This is a genomic window from Betaproteobacteria bacterium, from assembly GCA_016194905.1.
Taxonomy (GTDB): domain Bacteria; phylum Pseudomonadota; class Gammaproteobacteria; order Burkholderiales; family JACQAP01; genus JACQAP01.
Window position 1 is genome coordinate 231475 of sequence record JACQAP010000005.1, and the last position, 26262, is coordinate 257736.

Here is a 26262-nt window from a genome sequence, read left to right on the forward strand (position 1 = left end):
CGCGCGCTCATTGGACGGATTCGGGAATGCGCGTGCGCGTCGGCGACATCCACGCTTTCGTCCTGGTACGGAAGAACGAACTGGTGGTGGGGCCGACAGCCGCGACAAAGAGATATTCCGGCAACCCATCCGGGTCCACCGATTTCAGTTCCTGCGCCAGCACCGGCACCAGTTCGTCCGGCTTGAGCGTGCCGATCCGGCGCGCGCTCAGGGTGCGCCAGCCGGCCTCGTCGAAGATGCCGAGCGCCACGCGCCCGGGTTCGAGCACCGCAATGCAACCGCTCCGGTAACCGCCCAATTCGCGGCGGAAGCGGTTGCAGGCCGCCATGAAGTTCGGCTGGATCGATACAATCCGGACGCTGTGCTCGACCAGCAGTTTCTCTACGGCCCTCAACATCTCCGCGTCCACAGCGCAAGCCAGCGCGTTGCGCCGGAAGCCGCCGCTGCTCATCCTGATCTCCCAGTCCGCCACCGCTTCGCCGTAAATGTTCTGGAAGCAGTGGCGGGCAAACTCAGCCTGCTCCGGTACGCTGACGACGTTGTCGCGCCAGGGAACGACGGTGTAGCGCACGAAACGGCTCGACACGATGACGGTGGCCGGAGTGCCCGGCGCCGCGAAACCGGCCAGGTTTTTTTCCAGCGCCGCGACGGTCACCCTCCATGCTGGACTGGAGCCTGCCGGATTGGAATTCGGCGGATCTGGACCTGGGTCGGCCGTTTCCACAACGCGCTTGTCGATCAAGCGCGTGCGCCAGCCGCGCTCGATCTTCGCGGCGATGACCCGCGCGGGAAACAGCGCGATGAGCAGGTTCTCAGGCGACCAGCGTGACACGGTTGATCTCCTCCAGAGTGGTCTCGCCGCTCCTGACCAGTGCCACCGCCTGGTCGCGCAGGAATACCGTGCCGTTCTTGCGCGCCGCGACGCGCAGCTCGCGGAACGGTGAGCGGGCAACGATCAGTTCGCGAATCTCCTCGTTGAGGTTCAACACTTCGGCGATCGCTTTGCGTCCCTTGAACCCGGTGCCGCGGCACTCACCGCACCCGGCGCCTTCACGGAAACCGAACTCCGCGGTGCGCTCCGGCCCTATACACGAAACCTCGAGCAGTTCCGCGGACGGCGTCGCATCGCGCGCGCAATGCGGGCAGATCAGGCGCACCAGCCGCTGGGCCATGATGCCGTTCAGCGCCGAGACGAAGCTGTAGGGTTCGACCTGCATGTGCACGAAGCGGCCGATCACGTCGAACACATTGTTGGCATGCACCGTCGTGAACACGAGGTGGCCCGTCAGCGCCGCCTGCACTGCAATCTGCGCGGTTTCAGGGTCGCGAATCTCGCCCACGAGAATCTTGTCCGGATCGTGGCGCAGGATGGAGCGCAGCCCCCGCGCAAAGCCCAGTCCCTTCTTTTCGTTGACCGGGATCTGCAGCACGCCGTTCAACTGGTATTCCACCGGATCCTCGATGGTCACGATCTTGTCGCGTCCGTCGTTGATCTCGTTGATCACCGCATACAGCGTGGTCGTCTTGCCGCTGCCGGTGGGTCCCGTCACCAGCAACATGCCGTAAGGCTCGCGTGCCAGGCGTCTCAACGCGGTTTTCGACTCCGCATCGAATCCGAGGACGTCGATTTGCAGCCCCGCTCCGCCTTCGGCCAGATACTGCTTGTCGAGTATGCGCAACACCGCGTCCTCGCCATGAATGCTGGGCATGATCGATACCCGGAAATCGACTTCGCGACCGTTGATCGCGGCACGAAAGCGGCCGTCCTGCGGAATGCGGCGTTCGGCAATGTCCAGTTCGGACATTACCTTGATGCGCGACAGTACCTGGTCGGCGCTTTCCTGCATGCGCGGCGCATTGATCGGCACCAGCACGCCGTCGATCCGGTACTTGACGCTCAACCCGCGTGGCGAAGTCTCGAAGTGGATGTCACTCGCCGCGCTCTTGATCGCGTCGTACAGCGTGGAATTGACGAAACGCACCACCGGGCTGGAATCTTCGCTGATGCGCCGCAGGGAAATGTCCTCCGCCTGCGAGCCCGCGCGCGGCCGGGTGTCGTCGTCCTTCGCAAGGCCTGCGACGGCCGTCAGCGATTCTTCATGCCGCGACAGGATCGCGGCCAGGTCGGCCGGATGGATCAGGCCCCATGCGAACGCGGGTTCGATGTGCTCTTCGGCCCAGGCACGCAACATGGACGACCAGGGGTCGCAAACCGCAACCAGCAAGGCACCACGCGCATCGCGCAAGGCGAGACATTTGCGCATGCTTGCGTCCGCATAGGAAACGACGTCGAATGCCGGCGTGAGGCCGCCGAGCGTGGCCGGTGTAATCGCCCGGAATCCGAAGGCTCGGGCCAGCGCCCCGATGGCATGCACACGCGGAAGACCGCTCTTCTCTTCGAGCAGTTCAAGCGCCGGCCGGCCGCCGGCGGCGGATTCAAGGCGCGCCTGCGCGATGAGGTCCGGAGAAACGCGGTCGGAGGAAGCGTATATGGCGGCGCGGGCGCGGTTCATTGAATGCTCCCGGCAAGTTCGAAGATCGGCATGTAAAGGAACACCACGATCAAGCCGATCACCACTCCGATTGTCGCCATCAGCAGCGGTTCGAACAGGCGCGTGAACCATTCGACCCAGCGCGCAATCTGCTCTTCATGGAATGAGGCGATGCGATCGAGCATCTCCGGCATCTCGCCGCTGTGTTCGCCTACGCGCAGCAGGCGATAGGCGATCGGCGTGGTCAGCCGATTGTCGCGCATCGCATCGGAAAATGCGATTCCTTCGCGCACCGCGCGGCCGGCATTGCGCATCGCCGGTAGCAAGGCTTCGGTCAGCAGCGCCGCGGCGATCTCGAGCGCACCTGCAAGCGGAACGCCGGAGCGCTGCAGCATGCCCAATGTCCGATAGAAGCGCGCGTACTGATAGATGCGCAGGTGCTCGCCGATCGCCGGCAGCGCGAGGAAACGCAACATGAGCCGCCCGCGTATGCCCGGTCTCGATAGCGCACTCCCCACCCCGAAGATCAGGCCTGCAAACAGCAGGGCGATGAGCACGCCGTGATTCTCCACGGCCGCCCCCCAGTCCACCAGCATCCGGGAGAAGAACGGCAGATTGGTGCCCATGTCCTCGAAGATGCGGCGGAACTTCGGCACCACATAGAACAACAGGAACAACGCCACCAGGCTACCGACGATGAATAGCAGCGCAGGATAGATCAGTGCACTGCCCAGCTTGGAGCGCACCTGGTCCATTTGAATGCGGTATTTCGCGTAGCGCGTCAACGATTCGGCGAGGCCGCCGGTCTTCTCATTGCTGCGTACAGTCGCCACGTACAGAGGCGGAAACACATGAGGAAATTCTTCCAGCGCATCGGAAAACGCCGTGCCGCGATGCAGGCGTTCGAGAATCCGTGAGAGGACCTGGCTCGTCTGGGACGACTCCTCCTTTTCCGCAAGCGTTTCTATCGCCGCGACGAGATTCAGGCCGGCTTCAAGCAGCGCAACCAGTTCCTGCGTGAAGGCCAGTACGCGCAAGCTGCTTCGTCGGAATGCCGTGCGGTTGCCAAAGCCGGTGGAGCGTTTCACAGCCAGCACGGCGTAGCCCTGCTCGCGCGCGTGACGCGCGGCGTTCTGCGCATCGAAGGCCTCGATCGCGAGATCGACGACATCCGCGTGGCCACGCACCGCTTTTACCCGGAATCGCATGGCTAGTTGGCCCAGTTCGTAATGTCACCCTGTTCGCCGGTGCCGCCGGCGACACCGTCCTTGCCGAGCGTGTACAAATCAAAGTCACCATGCTCTCCAGGACAACACTTGTAGAAATAAGGCCTGCCCCACGGATCGGACGGGACGGCCTTGGACAAGTAAGGCCCGCTCCACTTCGGCTCGCCCGAAGGTGCGGCGATCAGCGCCATGAGCCCCTGCTCGGCTGTCGGAAAATGACCGACGTCGATGCGATATTGTGCAAGCGCCTTGTCCAGCGCGTCCATCTGCGCGCGGGCAACCTTGATCTCGGATTTGCCGATCTGGCCGAAGTACTTCGGTCCGACGTAACTGGCCAGCAGACCTATGATCACCATCACCACCAGCAGTTCCAGCAGCGTGAAACCGGGCGGCGGACGCGGCCGTCGACGCAATCCGGACATGCCCCCGTTGCCCGATCACCGCGAACGCAGAAAATTGAGTACGTCCTGCTTCTGGTTCTCCCTCAGATTGTTGAAATTGGCGACGACCAGGTTCGCTTCGGAAGCATTGTTGGTGCGCGTGCTTCCGCTCGCATGCGCCTGGATCGCATCCAGCAAATCCGATGCCCTGCCGTCATGCAGGAAGAAGAGGCGCTGCCCCAGTCCCCACAGCGGCGCAGTACGGAAGTCGCGTGGACCGGCCTGTCCCTGCGAAACCCCGTCCGCGAGGCCCGGACCCATGTCGTGCAGCATCAGGTCCGAATAGAGATTCACAGGCTGATTGCGCAATGCCGCGACTGAAGAGTTGCCGGTGCGCATCATGGGCGTATGACAAGTCGCGCAACCGACCGTATTGAACAACCCCTGCCCACTGGTGATCGAGGGGGCCCCTCCCGGCGTGTCGGCGGACGGCGCCGGCGGCGCCAGGAAGCGCATGAAGATCGCGAATTTCTCGATAGCGCTCAGGGTGCCGACCATATCGGCCGCTTCGCTGTTGGTGGTGTCGTTGGGCGTCCCCGTGTACTGACAGGTGTCCGATTCACTGCGCTCGGTCTGGAACAATTCGTTGGTGATGCCCATCTCGACGTTATAGGCCTCGCCCGAAAACAGCAACAGCGACTTGTTCTGCGCCTTCCATCCGAAGCGGGCGATGGTGCCGTCGTTGCCGTTGGTGTTCGGCTGGCCCGAGATGGTGTTGCCCGCCAGCACGATATTCGGCCGGCCGCGGATGCCGAACGTTCTTCGCTGCGGCGCATTGACGGTCTGGTTCGCCAGGATGGCGCTGTCCGGAATGATTTCGATCAGTCCCGTGCCGAACAGTGGCGTGGGAATGCGGAAGATCGCATTCCTATTTGCCAGCGCAGTCGCGAAATCCGGCTGTCTCTTGCCGCAACCCGGCGCGTCCGACCGGCCGGCAATCGTGAACAAGTCGTGTACGCCGCCGTCGGGGGTTCCGTCGGGATTCTTCACGAAGCGCACCTCGCGCACGGGTCCGTTCGCCCTGATGAAAGAGGGAAGGCTATTGGTCGCTCCCAGTTTCTTGGCGAAGGCGACCTGCGGATTGACCGGCGGACTCGACCCGCCGATTGCCGGTTGCGAGTGGCAGCCTGCGCAACTGTCGAGGTTCATGGTGGGGCCCAGCCCCTCCTCGACCGTTTCCTGCTCTGCGAAGTCGAGCAACCCCGCCTGGAAGAATTTCACCTGGTTGGGGGTCAGATTCGCAATCGCCCCGCCGGCGGCCCCGGCGCCCGGACGTGCGCCCGGATCCTTGGCTTTGGTGACTGCAGCGGTTGTTGTGGCAGGCGCAGAAGTTGCTCCAGAAGTTGCGGGCACGGCTGCGGCAGCCGTGGGATCCACCGATGAGGCGAACTCGATGGTGATCAGAAACAGTCCGGCGACTGCAAGAAGTGCGGACAGCAGGACAGCGGATTTCTTGTTCATGGCCGTTCCCCCCTCGTGTGTGGAGCGTGGTGATCCGAAGACCATTGCGAACGAATTGCGCGAATGAATTGAACTCAGACCCCGTCCGCTGTCGAATACCGATGAGGTTCCAAATTAAAATTATTTTGATTTTGAAAAATAGCGACAGCAGCCGAAGCGACATCCGTGCCCGGGGATTTTCGGAAGACGGGCTGGCATAGATCAAGGAAAACACAGAGGTTACATGAAGGAAAATGAAGCTTAGGCGCTCGCGGCTGAGCAGCGCGCAGACGCGGCGATTACTCGAACACTTCGTGGCCGGGACACCGGCTCGCACGGCTGCGGAACTCGTCCAGGTCAATCGCAACACAGCCACCCACTTCTATCACCGCCTGCGCGAGGTCATCGCGGTGCGGCTGGCGCATGCCGGTCCATCGGGCAGCAGAGGCGAAGTGGAAGTTCACGAGTCCTATCTGGGCAGCGCCCGTAAGGGCCAGAAGGGGCGCACGCCAAAGGGAAGTGCGCCCGTGTTCGGCATGCTCACCCGTGGCGGCGAGATCCACACCGTCATGGTGCCGAATACACGGCAGGACACTCTGTTGCCGATCCTGCGTACGCGGATCAATCCCGAGTCGCTGGTCTACACCAACGCATTGCACGTTTCAGATGCGTTGAATCGGCTCGGCGTGCGCCATCGCAAGGTCGCACCCCGCGATCGCTTCGCCCCCGGCCCCGCGCACATGAACGGGATCGAGAATTTCTGGAACCAGGCCAGGCGGCACCTGCGAAAATATAACGGCATCCCCAGCCATCACCTGCATCTGTATCTGAAGGAATGCGAGTGGCGCTTCAACTATGGATCCGCGGGTCAGTTGCTGAAGACGCTGGAACACTGGTTGATTCAGGAACAGTGAAGTTCCGGCGTTATCTGTGCCAGCCCCAAATGTCCAGTCCATGGCGACATGCGAGCGGACTGTCGTCGATGTACGACGCAATTCCACGACAAATTTTCAATGCGCTGTTTCTTGGGAAATTCATTGTCGCCGATCGGCGACCCGGGCTCGCAATGAAGGTTCGCCGATGACAACGCGAGTGCAAGAACACGAATGAGACGAATCAGGTCATTCTTCTTGTGGCACTATCGGTTGCAGCCAGGTGGCGCACAACGGCATGAAGCGCTTCCGGAGTCGCCGTCGCGGGACTGAGCGCCGGTCCAACGCTCAGGGAAACAGCGGGAAACAGCGTCGCGACTTTCCACTTGTCGCGATTGCGCGAGAAAATGCTGCGCCACAGCCCCGACAACGCCATCGGGACCACCGGCACCGGCGTGCGCTCGAGGATTCGCGTCACGCCCGGACGGAAAGGACCGGTCTGACCATCGCGAGTCAACTGCCCTTCCGGAAAAATACAAACCAGTTGTCCATCTTCCAGTGCCGCGGCAATCTCGTCGTAGGCCCGGTCCAGCACTTCCGGCGCTTCTTTCGCGCCGGCGATCGGAATTGCCTTCATCGAACGAAAAATGAATCGGAGCACTGGAACGTTGAAGATGGCGTAATACATGACGAAGCGAATCGGCCGCCGGCATGCCGCGGTGACGACGAGCGCGTCGGCGAGGCTCTGGTGATTGCATACCAGAAGTGCCGGCCCTTCTTCGGGAATGTGTTCAACGCCGGAAGTCTTCAGCCGGTAGATCGAGTGCACCAGCATCCAGTCGATGAAGCGCAACAGAAATTCCGGCACCAGTGCGTAAATGTAGACTGCCACCGCCACGTTGAGCGATCCGGTCAGCAGCAGCAATTGCGGGATCGTCATACCGGCATTCAGGGTCACTACCGCGAGGCCGGCCGCGACCACCATGAATAGCGCGTTCAGAATATTGTTTGCGGCAATCACCCGCGAGCGATGGCTGGGCGGGCAACGCGTCTGGATCAGCGCATACAGCGGCACAATGTAGAAGCCGCCGAACATGCCGATCAGGAACAGATCCAGCGCAATCCGCCACGCATCGGGCTGCATCAGGAATTGCCATGCGCCGACGTCTGCGCGCGCAACACTGCCCGGCGTGGCGAAGAACAAGTCCACGGCGAAGACGCTCAGGCCGATCGATCCGAACGGAACCAACCCGATTTCCACCTTGTGTCCAGACAAGCGCTCGCACAGCAGCGATCCCGCTGCAACGCCGACAGAGAACAGCGCCAGCAACAACGTGACCACATGCTCGTCGCCGCCGAGCACGACCTTGCTGTAATTCGGAAACTGCGACAAAAACACCGCGCCATAGAACCAGAACCAGGAGATGCCCAGCAGCGACAGGAACACCGTACGGTTTTGCCTTGCGAATTTCAGGTTCGACCAGGTCTCGCGCAACGGATTCCAGTCGAAGGCAAGCGACGCGGCGGCCGCCGGCGCCTTGGGAATTGCAAGGCTCGCAAGAAAACCCAGTACGCCGATGACCAGGATCAATGCGCTGACCCAGGCAGTGCCACCGTCGAGAGCGACCAGTACGCCGGCGACCAGCGTGCCGGCAAGTATCGCGACAAAGGTCCCCATCTCCACGAGGCCGTTGCCGCCGATCAGTTCCGCGGGGGTCAGCGCCTGCGGCAGGATTGCGTACTTCACCGGACCGAAAAAAGTGGAATGCAGCCCCAGCAGAAACAGCGCGGAAAATAGCAGCGGCAGACTCCGCAGCAGCAGTCCCGCGCCGGCGATCACCATGATTCCAATTTCGATCGCCTTGATGATCCGGATGATCGCGGATTTCTCGAACTTGTCGGCAACTTGGCCGGCGCTCGCGGAGAACAGCAGGAAGGGAAGGATGAAAATGCCGGCCGCGGCGTTGGTCAGCAGATTCGGATCGAGGCTGGAATACGTCGCGGCGTGATACGCCACCAGAATGACCAGCGAATTCTTGTAGAGATTGTCGTTGAACGCGCCTAGGAGCTGGGTCAGGAAGAAAGGCCCGAAACGGCGTTCGAAAAGAAGTCGAAACTGGTTTTTGTTTTCCATGGAGCCGATGGGACCCGACTAGCCGCACAGCTTATGAAAAGGGTGCACACAACGCAACATCCTCGAGTCCCCGCGGCCGCGCACGGTCCGGCGCCCTGCGTGTCTCGCCGGCTACCGCGCCCGGCGCGGAGTCACGCGGGTAACTCTTTTTCCCGAGGAAAGTTTTTCGAGCCAGAAACGAACGCGGTTGCGCGCGTCGATTTCCTCGATCGGTCCCATGTTCAGGTCTTCATGCTGGGCCTGTTTTACATAAGCGAGGAAACGCTCTCTGCGCTCCACTTCATGCTCGATTGCCTCGAGCATCCAGCGCCGCGTGCTTTTGCCCTTTTGTTTTGCTGCCCGGGCTATTCGCACCTTGAGTTTGGCTGGAAGCTTGAGGGTGACGGATATAAACATGCTGTCTCCCTTTGACCGCAGTCCGGGACAACGCTAACCGAGCACGCATGGCGCGTCAAATCTATCAAATGACAGATTTAAGATTTAACCTTTTTTTCAGCAGTTTAAGGTCCTTCATCAGATGCTAGAACCACCGCTTTCCACGTGATCATGGCTCGATAAAATCGGAGTTCTCCGATCGCCCTGACGGAGCAATTTCGACACGCGGTGGAAATCCGGATGCTGCATCGCAAAGGCGATTTTGAGGCATCTTCCTCACCAGTTGAACGGGCTTTTGATCGACTGGGGCGTTCAGTGACGCTTTGCGCGTATCCCGGCTGTTGATCCTTCGTCAGTGCAAGCGTCAGCATTCAGGCACTGCCCTTTTTCCCTAAAAAACAGAGCACATTCGAGCAATAGTGCGATTGTCATTTTTTCAACATACGCTGCTGGCATAGCCATTGCGACATGGAGAATGCGCCCGGGGATCGTGGAGCAAAGGGAGGTCGGGGGTCTTTTGGCATCCGACTCGCGCAAACCCTGGGCGCACCTTTTTACCAGTACACGGGAACACGCAGCAATGCATTTGCATTCGGTTTCAGATGACTCCGCGGATTCGCCTTCCCTGCTGGCGAGGAGCCTCGACAAGCCTCGGCAGGCACGGATACGCCGCTATTTGAATAGGATCGCGACAACCTTTCTGACGCTTTTCGCCCATAAAAAAAACAAAGACACGGAGTACGACATTCCGTTGGGTGATCAGGTCAAACTGCCAGAAGAATTTTTGGAGACCGTATCCCGGATACCCGAAAGCCAAAGTCGAAAATAAGCAGGCTTGGTCTATTACTTCGGATGCCCCGGTGGCCTTTGCCGTCCAGTCGCGTCTTCGCCCGCTGAAAGGGCACCGCTCGGAGCTCTGGTCACCCAACGTAGTTCGCATGGCTACTCACTTCTGATACGGGAGAAAATCAGAGCAAAGCTCTCCACCATGCGATCAATCTGTTGACGAACTATCGCAGCCACCTTGTCTTTTGGGCCGTAACCGAGCGATGCGTCTCCAACAATATTCAAGTGATCCGACGTCGATATCTGGCACTTGACCTGATACGCGACCGGTGAATCGTCACCCTCTATCCATACCCGGCATGAAAAGCGACCCATTGCCCTTCTGTTCTCCTCGTCAGACCAGTGAGAGGCGTCGATACCCTGAAATGGAACACCGGAGAAGTACCTGGCGAATTGAAGCCGCATGAATTGCGTCAATTCTTCTGACGAAAGCCCACTCGACTTGGCTGGCTTGGCCGAATCGGCAGTGTGAACGCTGACGGAAATCGAACCAAAAAATGAAATCGGTTTCAAGTCTTTGTAGTCTTGCAGGGAATCCTCTGCGACGCACGCGTTGTTCAGTCCGAGAAATAGTACAAAACTGAACCACAACACTTCCTTCGCTGCATTCATGCCCCTCCTGATTGACACACGAGTCCTGCGGAAGGGTGTGGGCGGTAATGAGCATTGGCTTGCTGCCTGACATCGAACATCGCCGACGCGCCCTCGCGTGCATCCGCTCTGGATTGAGTCGTCAGGCCGTATGGTGTCTCTATGGTAAATCAGCAACAAAGGGAAACTCCAGGAAATGCGACCCAATGTGCACTATTCATCGTTGCAATACCGGCCATTCCAAAAAAACAGTCCGTCGTTTGCAAAAAAAAGAGGGGCGGAGACCTGAAACCACCGCAGTTGCGGCAATGGTCGCAATGAATGCGCCATTGAAAATGAATCTGCGGGAACCGGATTGCTTGCGAGCGGCAGCATTCGCGTCCAACTCTGTCAGAGGATCGTGCTTGGATGTGTCTGCAGGACGACGCCGACGTAGCGCGCCTTGAACCCGGCTATTGGCACGATCGCAAGCGCATCAGTTTTGCCCGAAGAAGACCATGCGGTCTTCTTCGACGCGCGATATAAAAGGCGAGCCGCAGGCCGGGATACCCCCGGGTCCAGGGAGGCAAGACTTGCGCGGAAGCACCGCGACCTTGGTGCGGCTCGCGAACCGGTTAAGCAGTACGACAAAGGCGCCGTCAGCGCTGTCCAGCCAGCGCGCTGACCGATCATTTCGGCCTGCGTGCGCAGCTGCGTCGAATTCGTATGGGGGATGAAAGCTGGCCGGTTGCCAGCCCCTTATCGAAGGGAACACCGCCGTACCGGTAGAGCACTCACACCGGCAACTGATGAACGAGCACATACTTCCGCGCCCAACCCTCCTTCTGCTGCAGCCGTCCCGCGGAAAGCGGCTGCACCGCTCGCGGACCCAATTGCAGTCTCCCTTTTTATTTCATACCATTTCTGTTTTTATATGCTGGACGCATGTGCTCGCCATCTTTGTTTTTAACTTTATCTTGTATTTTGCTTTCTACGGCATCTGGAAAATTTGTCAAATCTGACAAAACGACAAGTTTGCACAGTCAACGGATCGGACGCCATCCGGACAAACTCTGCGGAGACCCTTCTAACATACTCAATTAAAATAAATATTGCGCCGAATCCATGAGCGATTATTTGATTGGGCGCACAAAATCTGTGCGACTCCCTCGCTTTGGACCTCTTAAAAATATTTTCACGCTGGTCTCGCCCTGTAGGACAAAAACCGATGCGCTGGTCGGAAATAGGCGGCTGGCTGTCGAACTGAGATCAAAAAACGGCGGCCAAACGGCCACCCTCTTCGAATACATCGAGACCATCTGCATCCGATTGCCGCCTGCATGTCGACGCGCCACGCATGCATATCGCTGCCGGGGGCGCGACTGAAATATTCAACGCTCCTGCCGTTTTGCTCGTCTCCACTCCCACGGCGGCATCGGCTTGGGGTCAGCCCACAGTCCGGCACGTCTCGCCCGCGCATCCCATTCGGCGAACCCATACCGCTCGCGCTCCTCGGGCGTCTGCTCTTCAGCATGCTGCTTGCGATGCCACGCCAGACCCACAGCGATTTGAGCCAGTCCGACGTCCAGTGTCTTCGGGCATTCCAGTTGTACAGCGGGACAGGCGTCCGGCGCCGCAACCATCACTTTGCCAACGATGCGTCCGTAACGATCGTACTTCTTGTAGCCCACCGTGACAGGCTTACCGTAGACCAGGCGGGAAAGATGTTGCTCCGATTGTTTACCGAACGGTTGCACCTTCTCGGGCGCATCGATCCCGGAGAGTCGAACCTTGTGCTGTTTCTTTCTGGCGCCCTCGACGGTAATCGAGTCGCCGTTTTCGACAGAAAGAACGCGGCCGCTCAAGGTTTCAGCGTGGGCGGCCGACGTGAACAGCAAGAGGACGAGGATCCAACGCATGAAAGCCTCCTTCCTGCTGGGCGATACAGCACATTTTTGATTAATATGACGATATGAGCACAATTAAAGGCCAGTCCGCAAGACGGCCGCGTCCGGTCGCAAGTTGCGTGCGTTGCGGCCGGCCGTATCAGACCGATCCGACAAAGACGAGTCTCTGTCTCGAGATCGATGCGAACGGCAAAGTTTGCGGCGGCCGCATCACGTGGCACTTTGACCAGAATGCCTGGATTGCGTGCGACGCCTGCGGAGCTACCGGAAGGCAAGACGAGATGCAATGCCCCGTTTGCTTCGGCACGGGCTGGTTGACCCGAAAGTCCACGGCATAATCCCGTTCCTGATGCAGCGCGAAGACGGGCACTGAAGCGCCACATCGGAAAATTGACCTTGCGCTTGATCAGACAAGACTGTATCCGGCCCTGTTTACTCGCCGTTTACCCGCCAACAAAAACGGCCGGGACAATCCCGGCCGTTTTTCATCGCTCAACCGTTTTTCTTGAAAATGCGGTCCAGGTGCTCCATGTCGTTCACCACCTTCCAGTCCGACGCGCCGGCGGTACGGGTACGCTTCTCCCACCACTCCAGCCGGTCAAGGTAGCGGCGCGGATCGACGTTGTCGGTGTTGAGCTTGGTGACATTCAGCGCAACAACGCGGATGCCATCGAGCTTGATCGGGATATCCCGCACCGTCTTGTAATCGAGTTCTTCCTGCATGTCGGAGAAGATGACGATGGTCTTGCGCCCAGCCTGGGTCTCGTTCAAATACTCCGCTGCCTGGATGATGCCGCCGGTGATGTCGGTGTAGCGGCTTCCCTTTGCTTGTTGTTCGGCCTTGGTGAAGCTGGCGAACTGCTCGCTGAATGCGCGCTTCTGGGCATTTGCGGCGAGCGGGTCCTTGCCCAGGCTGACCTTGGCGATGATTTCCTTTTCGCTGAAGCTGCGGCTCTTCACCCGTCCGACCGCCAGCGCATCGCCGGGGTTGATCGTGCCCAGCAGGTAATTCATCACTGCTTGTGCTTTGTTCATTTCCCTGACGTAAGTGCCGGAGGTGTCGATCAGCACATACACCGCCTGGTTGTGGTTGACCTGCGGTCCGCAGGCGACGACAAACAGGAATGCCCCGAGTATTCCAAGCGTCGATGCCGCTTTCATATGGCCTCCTCGGATCCGGACGCGCGCTTGAGCGGCGGCACCGGCCGCAGCTTGTTGCGGCGCGCCGCCCCTTCGCGATAGCTCCCCACCCAACGCTCGATCGCGAGCGGCGCAAAGATCAGCACATCGTAGAGCATGATCACGAATCGACCTATTTCCTTCGCCATGTTGGAGGCGAAGCGCAGCACGAAAGCGAGTCCATGCAGCGCCAGCTCCAGGCCGGCGCCAAGCACCGTGCGGCCCGAATTGATGAAGGTCTCCAGCGGGATCGCCACGAACGCAAGCGCAAACGGCAGCGTGAAACCCAGGATCATCTGACCGAAGGTCGGGATGCGGGTCACCCAGCCGGCTTCGGCGTGTGCCGCGCCCGCAACCGAGCCGAGTTGCTGCTTGAGCGCCACGTCGGCGGAAATGATCGTGTCACGCATCACCGCCAGCGCGACTTCGACGCCGGCCAGTACCAGCAGGATGGTGAGCGACGCCCACATCAGGCGGCGGCGCATCTTCTCGGTAATGCTGCCGAACGGGAAGAGGCTGGTAAAGCGCAGCGTTTCCATCAGGAAGAGGCCCATCAGGGTTTCGAACAGGATGATTACCAGCGCCGCCACTTCCGATGCCTGAAGGGTATCGGTGATGTAATCGCCGCCGCCGACCATGGCCGACATCGGCAGCGCGATCAGCTTGAAGTTGACATAGGCGCCGCCGAAAGCGATCAGCATCACCATGCCGGCGACGAAGAACTGCGTGGACGCCGACGACGCCAGCGCATGCGCAGCGTCATTGCCCCTGGCGGCGATGTTTTCCAGCTTCAGCACGTTGGCATCGATCTTTGCCGCGCTGACCTGCAGGCTGGTGATGTTGCGGTCCACTTGCGTCAGCGTCTGGCTCACGGAACGCCAGAAAGGCAGAAAGCCCTTCAGAATATGATGTCGCTCCTGGTAAGCGCTGCGGTACTCGGATACCACTTTCTGGTAGATGTTGCCGAGCGCATCGCGGATTTCGATAAGAATGTGCTCGACCACCCCGTCACCGGATGCCTTGATCTTGGCGATCGCCTCGATCGCCTTCACCCAATCCGGCGGAGGCAGTGGCACTTCGCCTGACTTCTTGTAGTCCTCCTCAATGCGGGTGATCTCGTCCATGAGTTTCCGCTGCAGCACCGGATAGCCCTCCAGATCGCGCTGCACCAGCATCGTGACGCGTTCGAACTCGCGCTCGATGGTCTGCTTCACTTCATGGCTGCCGTGCGCGAACAGCACTTGGCGGTTGCGGTTGCGCAGCCGGACAGCCGCGTCGGCAAGCCAGCGCGCGCCCAGCCGCAGCGGATTCGACACCGACCGCGACGCACTCCTGATCAGCGCATGCATGGGCCCGCGCGCCACGTAGAGGAACGGTACGGCGATCAGCAGCAGTATCAGCAGCGATGGCAGTACCCGGTCCGGCCAAATCAACAATGATTGTAGAAGCGACATGTCTCCCCCCTTGGGGTCTGGTTTATGCATCGGCAAAAAAAGCGCATTGACCCGTCTGCTACGTGCAACCGATGGGCCAGCAATCGCCCGCGCGCACCACATCCGGGCGGCATAGTTGCGGCGTGCTTACATCGCTGTTATTGCGCGGGTAAATCACGCAGAAAGTTGATGCAGGAAGCTCAACGGGGAACCGACTTGTCGTCTTTGAGCGACGAGCGGTGCCGCAATTGGGTATTCCATGGGCAGCCGGATGAAAGCACTTCCTATTTGCGGGCTCTACACGACCGGAGTCGGGTTATCGAGGTCTGGCGGTTGCTCGCATGAAACGGTTTCGAAGAACCGGAAAATGTCGGCAGTGATTACTGATGCATCGGTCGAGAAATAGTAGATGTGCTCGCCATCGGGAAGGTTCTGCAGAGAGAGTTTTGCGGAATTTTGGAGAGTCGGCGTTGGGGGGAAATGCGATCAGGCCTGCAGTGTGCATAAGTACTTTGCTCGATCAGCGAACTTGCGACAAAGCTCTACATCTCCCGCCCGGCTTCGTGTGCGACTTTTTGCACGGGTGACAACAGATACTCCATCACCGTGCGGCTGCCGAGATTGACCTCGGCCGATACAAGCATGCCGGCGGAGACCCGGAATTGTTTGCCGTCGCGCTCGAGATAAGGCGAATCCAGCGCCACCAGCGTGCGGAACCCGGAGGGCGGCATGACATGTTCGCGGGTGTCCTTGCGGTCGCGCTCGCGCGTGTCGGGCAGTTCCGCCGCATCGGGGCTGATGGTTTCGACGTGGCCGTTGATCATGCCGTACTTGTTGAACGGGAACGCGGCGAGCTTGATCTTGACCGGCTGATTGACTTCCACCCATCCGGCATCTTCGTTGGTGACCCAGACTTCCGCCTTGACCGGATCGTTGCGCGGCACCAGGGTCAGGAGAATGGTGCCGGGCGAGACCACGGTACCCGACGTATGCGTGGCGAGATCCTTCACGATGCCGTCCTGCGGGGCTTTGAGTTCCAGCAACTCGCGGCGGTAAGCCTGCTTGCCGGATTCCTGCTCCAGCCTTAAGCGTTGCCCGTTCGCCTCGCTGCGTTCATTCTGGAGTTGTTGCCGGTAGCTCGAGGTAATTTGCGCGAGCCGCTTGCGCGATTGTTCGATGCTGGCGCGCAGGCTGGCGACCTGGTGGGTCTGGGCTTTAAGTTCCTGCTCTTTCTCGATGCGCTCGCGCCTCTTGTCCAGCATCGCCAGCCGGGAGATGAAGCCATCCTTGGCGAGGTTCTGATGCGCGGCCTCCGTTTCCAGATAGATGGGTACGATCTGCTGGAGCCGGGATTCCATCTCCAGTGCGCCATTCAGGTCTTGCGCAGCTTTCGCCAGGGCCGCTTGCTCGCTGTCGAGCTGGCTCTCGTACGCCCTGCGGTTGGCCAGCGACTGCGCCGTAACCTGCTGAATGAGATCCACCCGATCCCCGGGTCTCGCGGTGAAGGGGACGCCGGCCAGTTCAGATTCAATCCGGCGCAGTTGCAGGCGCCGGAGCATCAGATCCGTTTCCACGGTGGCCCGATCGGCGTCGGTGACTTCCGTGTCCATGCGCAGCAGCACCTGGCCCGCTTTGACTTCCTGCCCGTCCCCGACGAGGATTTCCCGCAGCACGCCGGAGTCGGCCGGCTGCAGGATCTTCACGTAACTGCTGGGAATGAGCTTGCCCTGTGCGACCGCGATGATGTCCAGCCGCCCGAAGCAGGCCCACGCCAGCATCACCGCGAAGAGCGCGATATAGAGAACGATGCGCGACAGCGGTGGCGGGTTCTCATGCTGAGCGCGCAGGATCGCGGGCGCGAAATCTAGTGCACCGGCCTCGGTGGAATGGATGCTCTTCGCCATGCCCCCTCCTGGCCATCAGTTCACGACAGGCGGATCTGCCCTTGTTGAAGCTCAGCGAGCGTGCGCAGTGTCTGCGCGCTGCTGCCGAATTGCGCGGAATTGATGACGTCCTGCGCCGGCGTGAGTCCGATTCCGGTCAACGGTCCGCTCTTGCCGTATTGATAGGCCAGATCGCCGCCAAGGGCCGCCGTGTCGCTGCCCGACAGATGCGCGCCCTCTGTCGCTACAAATAGTCTATACCAGAGGGAAAATTCACTTTTTCTTCTTGAGGTCGAAAAAATAGACATATTCTTTGGTCCAATCTGGCCGCAGGAAGATCACGCGGCCTTCTTCCAGCGTCATAGCGCCACGGCATACAGCGCGACAAACTGACGCCTCTAGCTGATCCTTGAACTTCGCCGCCCACTGCCCATTACGCGGCTCTGGCCACAGATTGCGATGGTCGGTAGGGTGCCCGCCGAGGCATAGCGGGACCAAATGATCCTCTTCGTAGTCCGACGCTTTGCTGGATAGGCGCATTTCGCGCATCTGCTGCGCCTTCAGCCGGTTAGTGTATGAAGTCGGCGGCCGGACGGTGGCCGTCCAGCCGGGAACGCATATGGTCTGAGCAATATTGTCTGCCGTGACGTATTGACTGATGGCGCCTGGCGTTCGATCGCGATCCGGAACAAAGAATGCGGGCCCATGAGAATCGAGTTCGCTCTGGTCCGCAGAAGCGAACTCCATCGCTGCAATGCACAGCAACCCAAGAAATCGACCCTGTGGCATTCGCATATCATACTGAAGCCCAACGTTCAGGGATTTGCCATGTCCGAAGCCATAGCCCGATTCGCCGCCTTCCTGCAGTTATCAGACGACATGCTCATCCGTGCGGAGTGCGAGGATCTTGAGGAGTGCGTGAGGATTCTGGCAGTCCAGTGCGCTCACTATCAATCGAAGTTCGGGAAATTGCCGATGTCGGACACGCTTGAAGTCCTCTCAAGCGAGACGATGAATGACGAGCAAGCCAAGTGGATCGGGGACGGTCTGGAAATGGTAGTTGGCGTTCTGGGGATGCTGGAGCAGGAGCATGCAAAGCATTAGGCTGCTTCATGAAGTCACTGTTATGGCGAGATGCCTAAGTCATGTTGATATCGATTTTCTGAATGCCTGTTTTCGACCTATTCTGTTGAAAAACTCCAATTTGCATGCACCCGGAATTATTGCGAGAGTGCATTGCAATTGACAATTCATTCGACGAATCGTCGAAGCGTTTGTTAGAAGGCTCGTGGTCGCGCGCAGCAGTAGATCGCATGCCCCCCACGTCCGAGAAGGACCGACGCCCCTGCGGGCCTGAAATTTTTCGGGTAGCTCCTGAAAAGGTGTTTTTCAACAGATATAGACCCTAAGCTGCCGGTCAGGTGTTCGGAAAGCAGCCGTTCAACGTACTGCGCGTAGTCGGCTCGCAAACGGCAAGCGAAGCGCCGCTGTTCGCGAGTCCGTGCTGACGCGCAGGTTAGAGGGCATGGTTTCTTTGAGAGCGATGTGCCGGCCAGACACGCATCGACCCCTCCCCGGCTTCGTCCCGTCGTGACTTGCCTGGAGCGTTATTGTCGTATCGATGATGACCAATCATCTTCACCTCGCCTTGCAGATGGGCGATGTGAACTCTCGGCGGGCATGCAGAACCTGTCGTTTCGATATACCCGCCGTGTCCTATCCGTGATCAAGTGGTGCAGTTAAATGCTGAATCCACTACCCTTGAATTGAAGGCTCCCTTGCGAGCTTCATGCGAAGCAGGTCCATTGCGCCGTTCTTAGCTAACAGAGCGAAGTCAACTCCCAAGACCTCCCGGGTAAAACGCTGATCGAGTTCTTTACGCACGTCGTCTACATCCATTTCATTTATGGGACGCAACGCTTTATCGCGCATCTGATCAAAAATATTAACGGCGGCGGAAAGCTGCTTCGCGTTCAGCTTGGTGACATCAAGGATGACGAAATCTTCAAGCGCCGATTTACCAATGTTTCCTCTGCCCGCTTGCTGCTTGTTTGCCTGCCACCAATGCAAGAGCAGTCCGAGCGACGTGTTCGCCCATAGCACGAGTGCTTTCTCATGGTCTTCAGACGCCATCTGTATGGAGGCCCAAGCACGGCCGCCGATACTGCGCCTCGGCGTGAACTGCATCCCTGTGGATTGGCTGTTGAATCGAAAGTTGATGTTGAAGTGACAATGTGAAGCGGTCGCAGCCACTCGCGGAATTCTTTCTGCCACCAAATCTTCCTCCGCTGGGGTTGCGCCCATGCGAGCAATGCCTTCGCTATCCGCATCAAACGCCATAGTTCGCTCACGCGCAGCATCGTGTGACCACAATACGGGATAGGTTGGCACCGCCCCTGGAGTTACTGGCGACACCGTGAATGGCCCACGAACACCACCGGATGAAGTAGATCCTTCAATATCACTGTGATAGGGGCCGATTTTACCTACGGCCCCAACCGCTGCGATCGGGATGCCCAATGCTTGCGATTTCTGCATGCCCGGGAGCCAGACTTTCCCATTATTCCGCAACTGAAAAGCACTCTGCGCCAATGATAGATCGGCTACGCGCGACAGGTACCACCCGTCCGTTGCTGAGATGGGCGCATCCAACACATGGCCAATCACGTCGCTTCCAAACATAATTGCGGCGCCGCCGACTGGCCCATCTTCCAGACGTCTGAGGGCCTTCGTGTCAATTAAGCGTCTCACCTCGCGCGCGACACCAGCGCCAAGCATTGGAAACGCGGGGCGCTCCTTCAGAACGACAAAGGTAGCCCTATCGCTGGGTGTTCCTGACTTGCTCCCAACGACTAAGCATTCGCCCATTCCCGTGTCGGCCGAGAAAGACATGTCACCGCTGCCGCCGCCTGTGATGGAAACCAAAACCAAGTCGGTGTAGTTCTTCACCAAAAGTGCGCGCGACTTCTCCCAAGCCTCGCCAGACATAAGGCTCAGCGGCATTACCAATGCAAGGGTCCCGTTCTTCGTGAGTTTTCGATCTGCCAGTACAAGGAAGATCGACGCCTCGCCAGCATTGCCGTGCGCGCTGGTGCCATCAGTAAGGCGCTTGGTGGCAGCACCCATCAAGCGTTGTTCTTCCACAGTTGAACTGAATGCCGCAAACATCGGATTAGGAACACCGATCTTTGAGCTTTCATGTCCTGTAGCGCGCGTAAATGGGGGATTCATAAAAACCATGTCGAATGAAGCGTGCGGAAGGTGCGACCAAATCTCCTTTTCCTTTTCGCCCATACCTTCGGCGGCATGGGCGGTGATGGCGAGAATGCCGAATGTTCGTTGCGGGTCAAGAAGATCCAGCGAACCAAGCGCAATACCGCCGTCCGGTTGCTTGCCATAGGCGACAGTCATGATCGAGCTTTGGGTGTATTTGACTGTCGGATGTGCACCGGAAAGCATTGATGCGGTGAGGTGCGCTGCTGCTGGTAGGACATCACATCCGATCAGGCCATGCGCCATCATTTCAGGATGTAGTGCTTCCGAGTCCCCACCCGCCAACTCGTGCAATTGTCCGATGCGTTGATACGCAGTCGACAATAGGGTGCCCGTGCCACAGGCAAAGTCCGCAACTCGCAGCTTCTGAACATCCTTTGAGTTGGACCAAGAACCGCCTGACGCCGGTTTATTCGGTGCGATCGCCAATCCCACAAGGAGCGCAGCCGAAGCTGGTGTCGTGTAATACGCGGCGAGGAATTTACGGTCGGCGATAAGTCGCTGGAACACTGACCCGGTCAGGTCATGCGACCGCATGAGCTGATTCTTGAGCAAATTGTCAGCCGTAACCGCAAGACTCTCTATGATCGCCTTGCTGCTCGCGGCCGGTAGCACCTCAAGGATGCGGCGCGCGATGTCAAAGATGGGCCAATAATTGACCTTAAGAATCTTGCGCCACTCAGCCAGGACTGAGGTTTTGGTGAGCGCTCCAGTCGTACCGCGCAGTTCATCTAACGATCTGACGCTGGCAAGTTCACCAGGCCCACCCGCTAAACTCTCCTGAAAAACGAAGGCATTGGCAAGGATGGTTGCCGCCATGCGACGGGTTTGCTCCGATTCTTCTTGCCGGAGCTCTTCACAAATCTTCTTGATTGCTCCCGATCCCGGCGGTGCGACTTCGCCAAGGAGACCGGCTACCTCGCTAACACCGCTCACGAGTTGGTCAGCCGCGGCGTCAATTACTTCTGGTGGAACCGAAGCCGACTGCACAAGTATTGAGACATCCGCCACCGTTCCACGTACCCACCCGGCGTGAGGATAGCGCGTGAAGTTGGATGAATCGCTGCCGGTGAAAAGCGCCATTTCCAGATCGTCGGCGTTTTCCAGTTCGGAAGCTAACTTCTTGCCAGATTTGGTTCGTAGCCGGAGCGGTAGGCGAATCGCCACTACTGAAAGTATCGTGCGGCCCGTATGGCGCAGATGTTTTCCGAGCCTTGCTAGTGCGTCCGCCTCTACAGTTGGAGCAGGTAGTACCTCGGTTTCAACTACTACCGGGGAAACGTTTGGTTCGATGACCAATATGTCTGGGCGCTCGCTGGTGCCCTTCAACATTCCTGTATTCTCGGAACTAACCACCTTGTCTGACCGCCACATTTGACGCTTAGTACGTAAGACTTCCGCGAGAGCGTCGTTGATGGTGTGTTCGGTCACCGGCATACGCGAGATATTACCGGCAACATCACCAGTCGGGGAAAAATAATGGAGTACAAGACAAACCTTATTGAATTCCTCTCAAAGGAGGAAAACAACCTGCTAACAACCATCGTGAATTGTCGGAGCGACCTTGACGCGTTTTCTCGGATTGACGGAATATTTCAAGCGCCATTTGAGCGCATCGACGTAAAAGCAACCGATAACTATAGCCGCATGTTGGTTGGCCTCTGTGCATCCTGTGGCTAGGTTAGCGATGGCACTGGGGCGGTGACAGCCTCACACCGGGAGCAATGCGTTGGCTGACTTGAACGCGGCCTCGAACATGTCGAGGGTAGCTGCCAAATACTTGCCCAGAAGTTCAAGCGTAAGCTGTTTTAATGCCTGCCCCTTGATATCGGATGGAAGGTCAAAGCTCTCCACGAGGTTCTTTGCAAGTGTGGCCTCGACGACTGGAACACTGACATAGAGATAGCAACCATTTGCGCTTTTTGAATAGCTCTTGGAAAGGACAATCTCAGGTTTTGAAAGGACATTGCTTCCGAACTTTTCTTTTATTGCATTGAGTTCAGCCTCGTCTAGCGCAAAAGTTGCCTCGATAACTTTGGCGTGCATCCGCCGCTTCGTCTCGATGTCCTGCTGGTAGTTCTCCACTTCAGACCTTGGATAGTCATCTGTTACGTCAAAGTTTCCGTCGCTAGCAACAATGGGATTGAGCCGATACAGGGCTTGCAAGATAGCCGTCTTGCCCGCTTCATTCTTACCTACCAGACACGCAACCCGATCCACCTCAAACGGATTCGAGTCCCACACAGACTTGAATTCCCGAACATGAACCCCGCGCAATTTCATCTAAACCTCCCGTGCTAGCTCATGCTCATTTGGACGCTAAAGCTACTTTCCAATGAATTGCAATAGTGCATACGTTTCTATGACTTTACAAAGTTGACATCCACACTCTTGTCATGCGCGCCGGCTTGTGCGATGAGCTGTTTCTTCCGACTCTTCAGCAACTTTTCGGAAGGGGTGTGGAATTGACTTCTCTGGTTCTTTAGTTGCATTACGCAGGTAATCGGTTACGCTCTTGCGCAATCTAGGGGCCCACTCTGGCTCACGAATATCGTAAATGATTACCCTGAGATGCCTAAGGTCGAAAGGGACGTCGCCAACCTCGGAAGCTGTGAAGACAACTGGCTTACGTGCCGCATGAGCTAAACCAAGTTCGTAGAAGACATTCGGATTCTTTCCAGATAGATCTGCTAGCAATAGTTTCGATTTCTCAATCTGCTCCCAAATCTGTTCAACCACACTGCCAGTTGTAAATAGCTCATCGGCGCGTACCGGTTCGAATCCCGCTTCCTTGATGGCAGGCATATAGATTTCTTGATAATAGCGATCAAACCACGCGCCGAAGGGCATCATTACAAAACAGGTGTCCAAGAACTCTCGCACGCGAGGCTCCTTGGAAACTATCGGACTCGGTACCTTTTCCGGCGGAGTCGGAGTAATTGCGGTGTCCGCCGAACCGGCTCTTTGGTCAGACGGCACAGTCGTCGGAGTAAAAGCTCGGAGAAATTTGAGGTTTTCGAGAAAAATTTTGGCGAACTGCTCTACGCGATCACGAGGAATATTAAACTCTCGAGTAAGTGTATTGAGAAAGAACTCGTCCTCAGGTATGCGCTTACCACTATAGAATTTCTCAACCCCTTCGAAATCCTTCACGTTTCGAAAGACTCGTAGGAGTGCCTCAGACCGCTGACTGGGCGAACTTGGAGCAACGACATCTTGGCCTAACTGCGAGAGATGAATCGTTCCGGTAGCGCCAGTACCCGTGACTAAACCATATTGGTTGGCGGAGCGAAGGAGATCGAGAAATCTCCAATCAGACGATTGGCGAAAACCTACGGCGACCGCGATTTCCTGTGCAGGCATTGGATTACCCGCGTTCTTCTCCTCGATCGCTTTAGCAAGTGCAATAGCATCTTCAAGACTATTTTTTGGAAAAGTCCAGGGCTTTCCCTTGGCAGTAGTCAACAACTCCGCGGCTTTTTTCTGCTTCCCTTTCTTAGCTTTCTTCTTGGTTTTCTTTTTTGGGAGATCAGCCTTTTTCGGGACATCACCCTTTTTTAAGGCATCGGCCTTTGGCTTGGTTGTTTCCTTATCTTCTGCCATTCTCGAACTCCTTTGGGTGACTTTTAGTGCGTCCAGGGTCAGGCCTGCATAATTGGATAATCTTCATGTATCCTCCGTCCTATGGCTCGCAAACCCCGCCTGCACGTTCCCGGTGGTCTGTATCACGTCATCTTACGCGGCAACGCCGGGCAGGATGTGTTCTTCTCTGCGGGTGACCGGCGCTTCTTCTATGAATTGCTCGCCGAAGGCGTAGTCCGCTTCGGCTACCGGGTGCACGCCTTCTGCCTGATGAGCAATCATCTCCACCTCGCTTTGCAGGTGGGCGATCTTGCACTGTCGGCGGGCATGCAGAACCTGTCGTTTCGCTACACCCGCTATCTCAATACGCGACTCAAGCGGTCAGGACATGTATTCCAGGGACGCTTCAAGGCTTTCCTGGTGGATCAGGATCGCTATGGGTTGGCATTGGTGCGCTATCTCCATTTGAATGCGGTGCGCGCGAGAATGGTCAGGCAACCCCGTGCCTACGCCTGGAGCAGTCACCGCGCTTACCTCGGCGAAGAGGACTTGCCCTGGCTCACGACGGATTGGGTGCTGGGACAATTCGGCGAACGGGTCGAGCCGGCCCGGCAGCGCTTTGCCGCCTTTGTCGACGCCGGTGCTCGCGACGGCCATTCGGAGGTGTTCTACGGCGGGCAGGCGGATGGCCGGGTGGTCGGGGAGGAAGCTTTCCTGAAGAAGGTGCTGAAGGTGCTCCCCAAGCGAGAAGCGAAGCGCAAAGCCCCATCGCTCAGGCAGATCGTGGCCTATGTGTGCGACGGTTACGGACTCACGGAAGGGGCGCTCAAGGCGCCGGGCAAGGGCCGGCAAACGGCGCAGGCGCGCGCACTCATCGGCTGGCTTGCGGTCCGGTTTCGTTCGTGCACGCTTGCAGAAGTCGCCGAGCATTTCTCGCGCTCCCCTTCCACGCTAAGCCATCTTGTCGCCAACCTGGAGAAGCTTTCGCACAGTTCCGGCCAACCCGCCGATGCGCTGCGAAAACATCTATTCACACTGCAGGTCTGACATCCTTTTACTTTTCTTTCTTTTACTGAGGCCTAGATCTCACTTCCGTTTATGCAATTATGCAGGTCCATTTACTCTCCGCGTTGGTTCCCCTATCACTTTGCGGATGGTGAACCAGCTTTTTAGCGGTGCCCCCTGTCGTACACCGAAAAGACGTCCGCCACTGGACTGACTCCTGCCTCGCCTTCGACGGTGCAGCGATACACGCCGGCGGGCAACGGGGGTACCTCGGCGCGCAGCCATCCTTCCTTACTCGGCGGAAATGCGATACGTGCCACTTCGGCGCCAGAATCGGCCTCGACGACCGTCGCATAAAGCGCCGGCGAAGCCGCGGAGTCGGCCAGAACACGTAACGACACCGACTCGTCATTCCAGTATGCATCCTCCAGGTGCAGTGCGACCTTGACCGGGCCAGCCGATATCGCCCGGTATTGCCACGACGACAGATCGAGATCGAGCGCCGTGATCGCATCGCACACGTGGTGCTGGACGGCGGAGGCGTTCTGCAACGAGGCATGGCAGGTCGAGACATAGGCCTCGCGGCCCGCATTGGATAGCTCGACCGGCGTAGCGGAGATTCGCGGCACCGTGCCGTCGCCTCCGAGGTCGTGCCCCGCATGCTCGCTGGCGAACTCGATGTTTTCGCCACCGGTCATGCGCGCCGATTGGAGCGTTTCCTGATGCGTCCCGACCACCGGAATTACGCGATAACGCCCACGGCGATAGATGTCGTCGTCGAGATGACGATCGATGGCCTGTCGGATTTCGGCGTGGAAATCGCGGGCGCCGAGCACCTTCCCGGCTTCGACATGGGCGATCGCGGGGCCATCGCTCAGATGTACGAGTTGACCGTCGACTGTCTGCAGACAGGGATAGGTGGGCAGCAATTGATAGACTGAGGGGAGCGAGCGCACAAACGCCGACAGATCGACAATGCCGAAAGGTCCCTTGCGGATGCCCTCGACCAGCGTGCGCAGCGCATTGACCGAGCCGCGAAAGGGCGTGCCGAAGGTGACGAGCGCCTTTGCATCCGGCCAGCCCTCAAGCGCTTCGAGGAAGTAGCGGGCAACGAGCCCGCCCATCGAATGCGCAACGATGATGAGCTTCGCCCCGTTGTTACCGGAAGATTCGCGCCAGCGTCGGAGCCACTCCCGGCTCACGCGCTGGAGCTGCTTCGCCGCGACGCGGTTATCACGCCGCCAATCGTACGGGAACTCGAAGTAGTTGACACCGTGCTCGACATCGAAGGTGCGACGGAGCGACTCGGTCAAGCTCGAGTACCCGTCGATCTTCCACAGATACGGGATCAGGTGGAGATCGGGCAGGATGCGTGTGGCTTCGACATCGTCGACGCGCTGTTCTGGGTCGGACGAATCCGCGGTGAGACGGAGCGCGCCGATGCTGTCACCGAGCGTGGTCAAGGCGTGCAATCCCGCGCCGGCAGAAAATCCCCACGCGTCACGGCCCTGCCGCTTCAATTCGCTGCCGAGGATCCCGGGTATCACCACCAGCACATCGGGCATCGGCTTTCGGATCATCGGGACAGCCGCGCCAGCGTGAATG

21 protein-coding genes are annotated in these 26262 nt (G+C 58.5%); 3 read left to right on the top strand and 18 right to left on the bottom strand.

Annotation, left to right across the window (positions count from 1 at the left end; genetic code table 11):
• Nucleotides 1-7: 7 nt before the first annotated feature.
• Genes HY067_02345 through HY067_02365 form a run of 5 tightly spaced genes read right to left on the bottom strand, consistent with a single transcriptional unit; the run spans nt 8 to nt 5619 of the window.
• Nucleotides 8-832 carry a hypothetical protein gene (locus HY067_02345; GenBank protein MBI3526787.1) on the bottom strand — a complete coding sequence of 275 codons (825 nt, stop codon included), beginning with the start codon at nt 830-832 and terminating at the stop codon, nt 8-10.
• Entirely contained in the window at nt 813-2513 is a 1701-nt protein-coding gene (locus tag HY067_02350) for a type II/IV secretion system protein (GenBank protein MBI3526788.1), read from the bottom strand. The genes HY067_02345 and HY067_02350 overlap by 20 nt, the downstream gene beginning before the upstream one ends.
• Nucleotides 2510-3700, bottom strand: a complete 1191-nt coding sequence (locus HY067_02355) for a type II secretion system F family protein (protein ID MBI3526789.1) — start codon at nt 3698-3700, stop codon at nt 2510-2512. The genes HY067_02350 and HY067_02355 overlap by 4 nt, the downstream gene beginning before the upstream one ends.
• 2 nt (nt 3701-3702) lie before the next feature.
• On the bottom strand, nt 3703-4140 hold the full coding sequence (gene gspG, locus HY067_02360) for a type II secretion system major pseudopilin GspG (GenBank protein MBI3526790.1): 438 nt from the start codon (nt 4138-4140) through the stop codon (nt 3703-3705).
• 15 nt (nt 4141-4155) lie between these two features.
• Entirely contained in the window at nt 4156-5619 is a 1464-nt protein-coding gene (locus tag HY067_02365) for a thiol oxidoreductase (protein ID MBI3526791.1), read from the bottom strand.
• A gap of 233 nt (nt 5620-5852) precedes the next feature.
• Here HY067_02365 and HY067_02370 point away from each other — a divergent pair, with 233 nt between their 5' ends.
• On the top strand, nt 5853-6512 hold the full coding sequence (locus tag HY067_02370; GenBank protein MBI3526792.1) for an IS1595 family transposase: 660 nt from the start codon (nt 5853-5855) through the stop codon (nt 6510-6512).
• A gap of 202 nt (nt 6513-6714) precedes the next feature.
• Here the strand turns inward: HY067_02370 and HY067_02375 are convergent, their stop codons facing one another.
• The 9 genes from HY067_02375 to HY067_02415 all read right to left on the bottom strand — a co-directional run bounded on the left by HY067_02375 (nt 6715) and on the right by HY067_02415 (nt 17544).
• Nucleotides 6715-8604 carry an MFS transporter gene (locus HY067_02375; protein ID MBI3526793.1) on the bottom strand — a complete coding sequence of 630 codons (1890 nt, stop codon included), beginning with the start codon at nt 8602-8604 and terminating at the stop codon, nt 6715-6717.
• A 111-nt stretch (nt 8605-8715) separates the two neighbouring features.
• Entirely contained in the window at nt 8716-9000 is a 285-nt protein-coding gene (locus HY067_02380; GenBank protein MBI3526794.1) for a hypothetical protein, read from the bottom strand.
• Nucleotides 9001-9921: 921 nt separating this feature from the next.
• The gene (locus HY067_02385) at nt 9922-10437 is read right to left on the bottom strand and encodes a hypothetical protein (GenBank protein ID MBI3526795.1); all 516 of its coding nucleotides are present in this window, start codon (nt 10435-10437) and stop codon (nt 9922-9924) included.
• Nucleotides 10438-11786: 1349 nt separating this feature from the next.
• Entirely contained in the window at nt 11787-12314 is a 528-nt protein-coding gene (locus tag HY067_02390) for a thermonuclease family protein (GenBank protein ID MBI3526796.1), read from the bottom strand.
• A 480-nt stretch (nt 12315-12794) separates the two neighbouring features.
• Nucleotides 12795-13463 (bottom strand): VWA domain-containing protein, encoded by a 669-nt coding sequence (locus tag HY067_02395; GenBank protein ID MBI3526797.1) that lies wholly within the window; start codon nt 13461-13463, stop codon nt 12795-12797.
• Nucleotides 13460-14935 (bottom strand): hypothetical protein, encoded by a 1476-nt coding sequence (locus HY067_02400; GenBank protein MBI3526798.1) that lies wholly within the window; start codon nt 14933-14935, stop codon nt 13460-13462. Before HY067_02400 ends, HY067_02395 begins: the two co-directional genes overlap by 4 nt.
• A gap of 521 nt (nt 14936-15456) precedes the next feature.
• A complete protein-coding gene (locus HY067_02405) occupies nt 15457-16818 on the bottom strand; it encodes an HlyD family type I secretion periplasmic adaptor subunit (protein ID MBI3526799.1) in 1362 nt (453 codons plus the stop codon).
• Between the two features lie 20 nt (nt 16819-16838).
• Nucleotides 16839-17105, bottom strand: coding sequence for a hypothetical protein (locus tag HY067_02410; protein ID MBI3526800.1), 267 nt, complete (start codon nt 17103-17105; stop codon nt 16839-16841).
• Complete coding sequence (locus HY067_02415; protein ID MBI3526801.1) at nt 17071-17544, bottom strand: hypothetical protein; 474 nt, start codon at nt 17542-17544, stop codon at nt 17071-17073. Before HY067_02415 ends, HY067_02410 begins: the two co-directional genes overlap by 35 nt.
• An 81-nt stretch (nt 17545-17625) precedes the next feature.
• On the opposite strand from HY067_02415, the gene HY067_02420 reads away from it, so the two are divergent.
• Nucleotides 17626-17901: a hypothetical protein gene (locus tag HY067_02420; protein MBI3526802.1), complete on the top strand. Its 276-nt coding sequence runs from the start codon at nt 17626-17628 to the stop codon at nt 17899-17901.
• A 651-nt stretch (nt 17902-18552) separates the two neighbouring features.
• Here the strand turns inward: HY067_02420 and HY067_02425 are convergent.
• The 3 genes from HY067_02425 to HY067_02435 form a co-directional block, all read right to left on the bottom strand.
• A complete protein-coding gene (locus HY067_02425) occupies nt 18553-21501 on the bottom strand; it encodes a hypothetical protein (protein ID MBI3526803.1) in 2949 nt (982 codons plus the stop codon).
• Nucleotides 21502-21780: 279 nt separating this feature from the next.
• Nucleotides 21781-22353, bottom strand: a complete 573-nt coding sequence (locus HY067_02430) for a hypothetical protein (GenBank protein MBI3526804.1) — start codon at nt 22351-22353, stop codon at nt 21781-21783.
• A 111-nt stretch (nt 22354-22464) separates the two neighbouring features.
• Nucleotides 22465-23673 carry a hypothetical protein gene (locus HY067_02435; GenBank protein ID MBI3526805.1) on the bottom strand — a complete coding sequence of 403 codons (1209 nt, stop codon included), beginning with the start codon at nt 23671-23673 and terminating at the stop codon, nt 22465-22467.
• Between the two features lie 81 nt (nt 23674-23754).
• Between HY067_02435 and HY067_02440 the strand changes: the two genes are divergently transcribed.
• Complete coding sequence (locus HY067_02440; GenBank protein ID MBI3526806.1) at nt 23755-24699, top strand: transposase; 945 nt, start codon at nt 23755-23757, stop codon at nt 24697-24699.
• Nucleotides 24700-24821: 122 nt separating this feature from the next.
• Here the strand turns inward: HY067_02440 and HY067_02445 are convergent, their stop codons facing one another.
• A complete protein-coding gene (locus HY067_02445; GenBank protein MBI3526807.1) occupies nt 24822-26237 on the bottom strand; it encodes a hypothetical protein in 1416 nt (471 codons plus the stop codon).
• Between the last annotated feature and the right edge of the window lie 25 nt (nt 26238-26262).

Coding starts and splice junctions, on each gene's coding strand:
- HY067_02350 (MBI3526788.1), bottom strand. CDS start 2,513: ATGAACCGCGCCCGCGCCGCCATATACGCTTCCTCCGACCGCGTTTCT.
- HY067_02355 (MBI3526789.1), bottom strand. CDS start 3,700: ATGCGATTCCGGGTAAAAGCGGTGCGTGGCCACGCGGATGTCGTCGAT.
- gspG (MBI3526790.1), bottom strand. CDS start 4,140: ATGTCCGGATTGCGTCGACGGCCGCGTCCGCCGCCCGGTTTCACGCTG.
- HY067_02365 (MBI3526791.1), bottom strand. CDS start 5,619: ATGAACAAGAAATCCGCTGTCCTGCTGTCCGCACTTCTTGCAGTCGCC.
- HY067_02370 (MBI3526792.1), top strand. CDS start 5,853: ATGAAGCTTAGGCGCTCGCGGCTGAGCAGCGCGCAGACGCGGCGATTA.
- HY067_02375 (MBI3526793.1), bottom strand. CDS start 8,604: ATGGAAAACAAAAACCAGTTTCGACTTCTTTTCGAACGCCGTTTCGGG.
- HY067_02380 (MBI3526794.1), bottom strand. CDS start 9,000: ATGTTTATATCCGTCACCCTCAAGCTTCCAGCCAAACTCAAGGTGCGA.
- HY067_02385 (MBI3526795.1), bottom strand. CDS start 10,437: ATGAATGCAGCGAAGGAAGTGTTGTGGTTCAGTTTTGTACTATTTCTC.
- HY067_02390 (MBI3526796.1), bottom strand. CDS start 12,314: ATGCGTTGGATCCTCGTCCTCTTGCTGTTCACGTCGGCCGCCCACGCT.
- HY067_02395 (MBI3526797.1), bottom strand. CDS start 13,463: ATGAAAGCGGCATCGACGCTTGGAATACTCGGGGCATTCCTGTTTGTC.
- HY067_02400 (MBI3526798.1), bottom strand. CDS start 14,935: ATGTCGCTTCTACAATCATTGTTGATTTGGCCGGACCGGGTACTGCCA.
- HY067_02405 (MBI3526799.1), bottom strand. CDS start 16,818: ATGGCGAAGAGCATCCATTCCACCGAGGCCGGTGCACTAGATTTCGCG.
- HY067_02410 (MBI3526800.1), bottom strand. CDS start 17,105: ATGTCTATTTTTTCGACCTCAAGAAGAAAAAGTGAATTTTCCCTCTGG.
- HY067_02415 (MBI3526801.1), bottom strand. CDS start 17,544: ATGGAGTTCGCTTCTGCGGACCAGAGCGAACTCGATTCTCATGGGCCC.
- HY067_02420 (MBI3526802.1), top strand. CDS start 17,626: ATGTCCGAAGCCATAGCCCGATTCGCCGCCTTCCTGCAGTTATCAGAC.
- HY067_02430 (MBI3526804.1), bottom strand. CDS start 22,353: ATGAAATTGCGCGGGGTTCATGTTCGGGAATTCAAGTCTGTGTGGGAC.
- HY067_02435 (MBI3526805.1), bottom strand. CDS start 23,673: ATGGCAGAAGATAAGGAAACAACCAAGCCAAAGGCCGATGCCTTAAAA.
- HY067_02440 (MBI3526806.1), top strand. CDS start 23,755: ATGGCTCGCAAACCCCGCCTGCACGTTCCCGGTGGTCTGTATCACGTC.
- HY067_02445 (MBI3526807.1), bottom strand. CDS start 26,237: ATGATCCGAAAGCCGATGCCCGATGTGCTGGTGGTGATACCCGGGATC.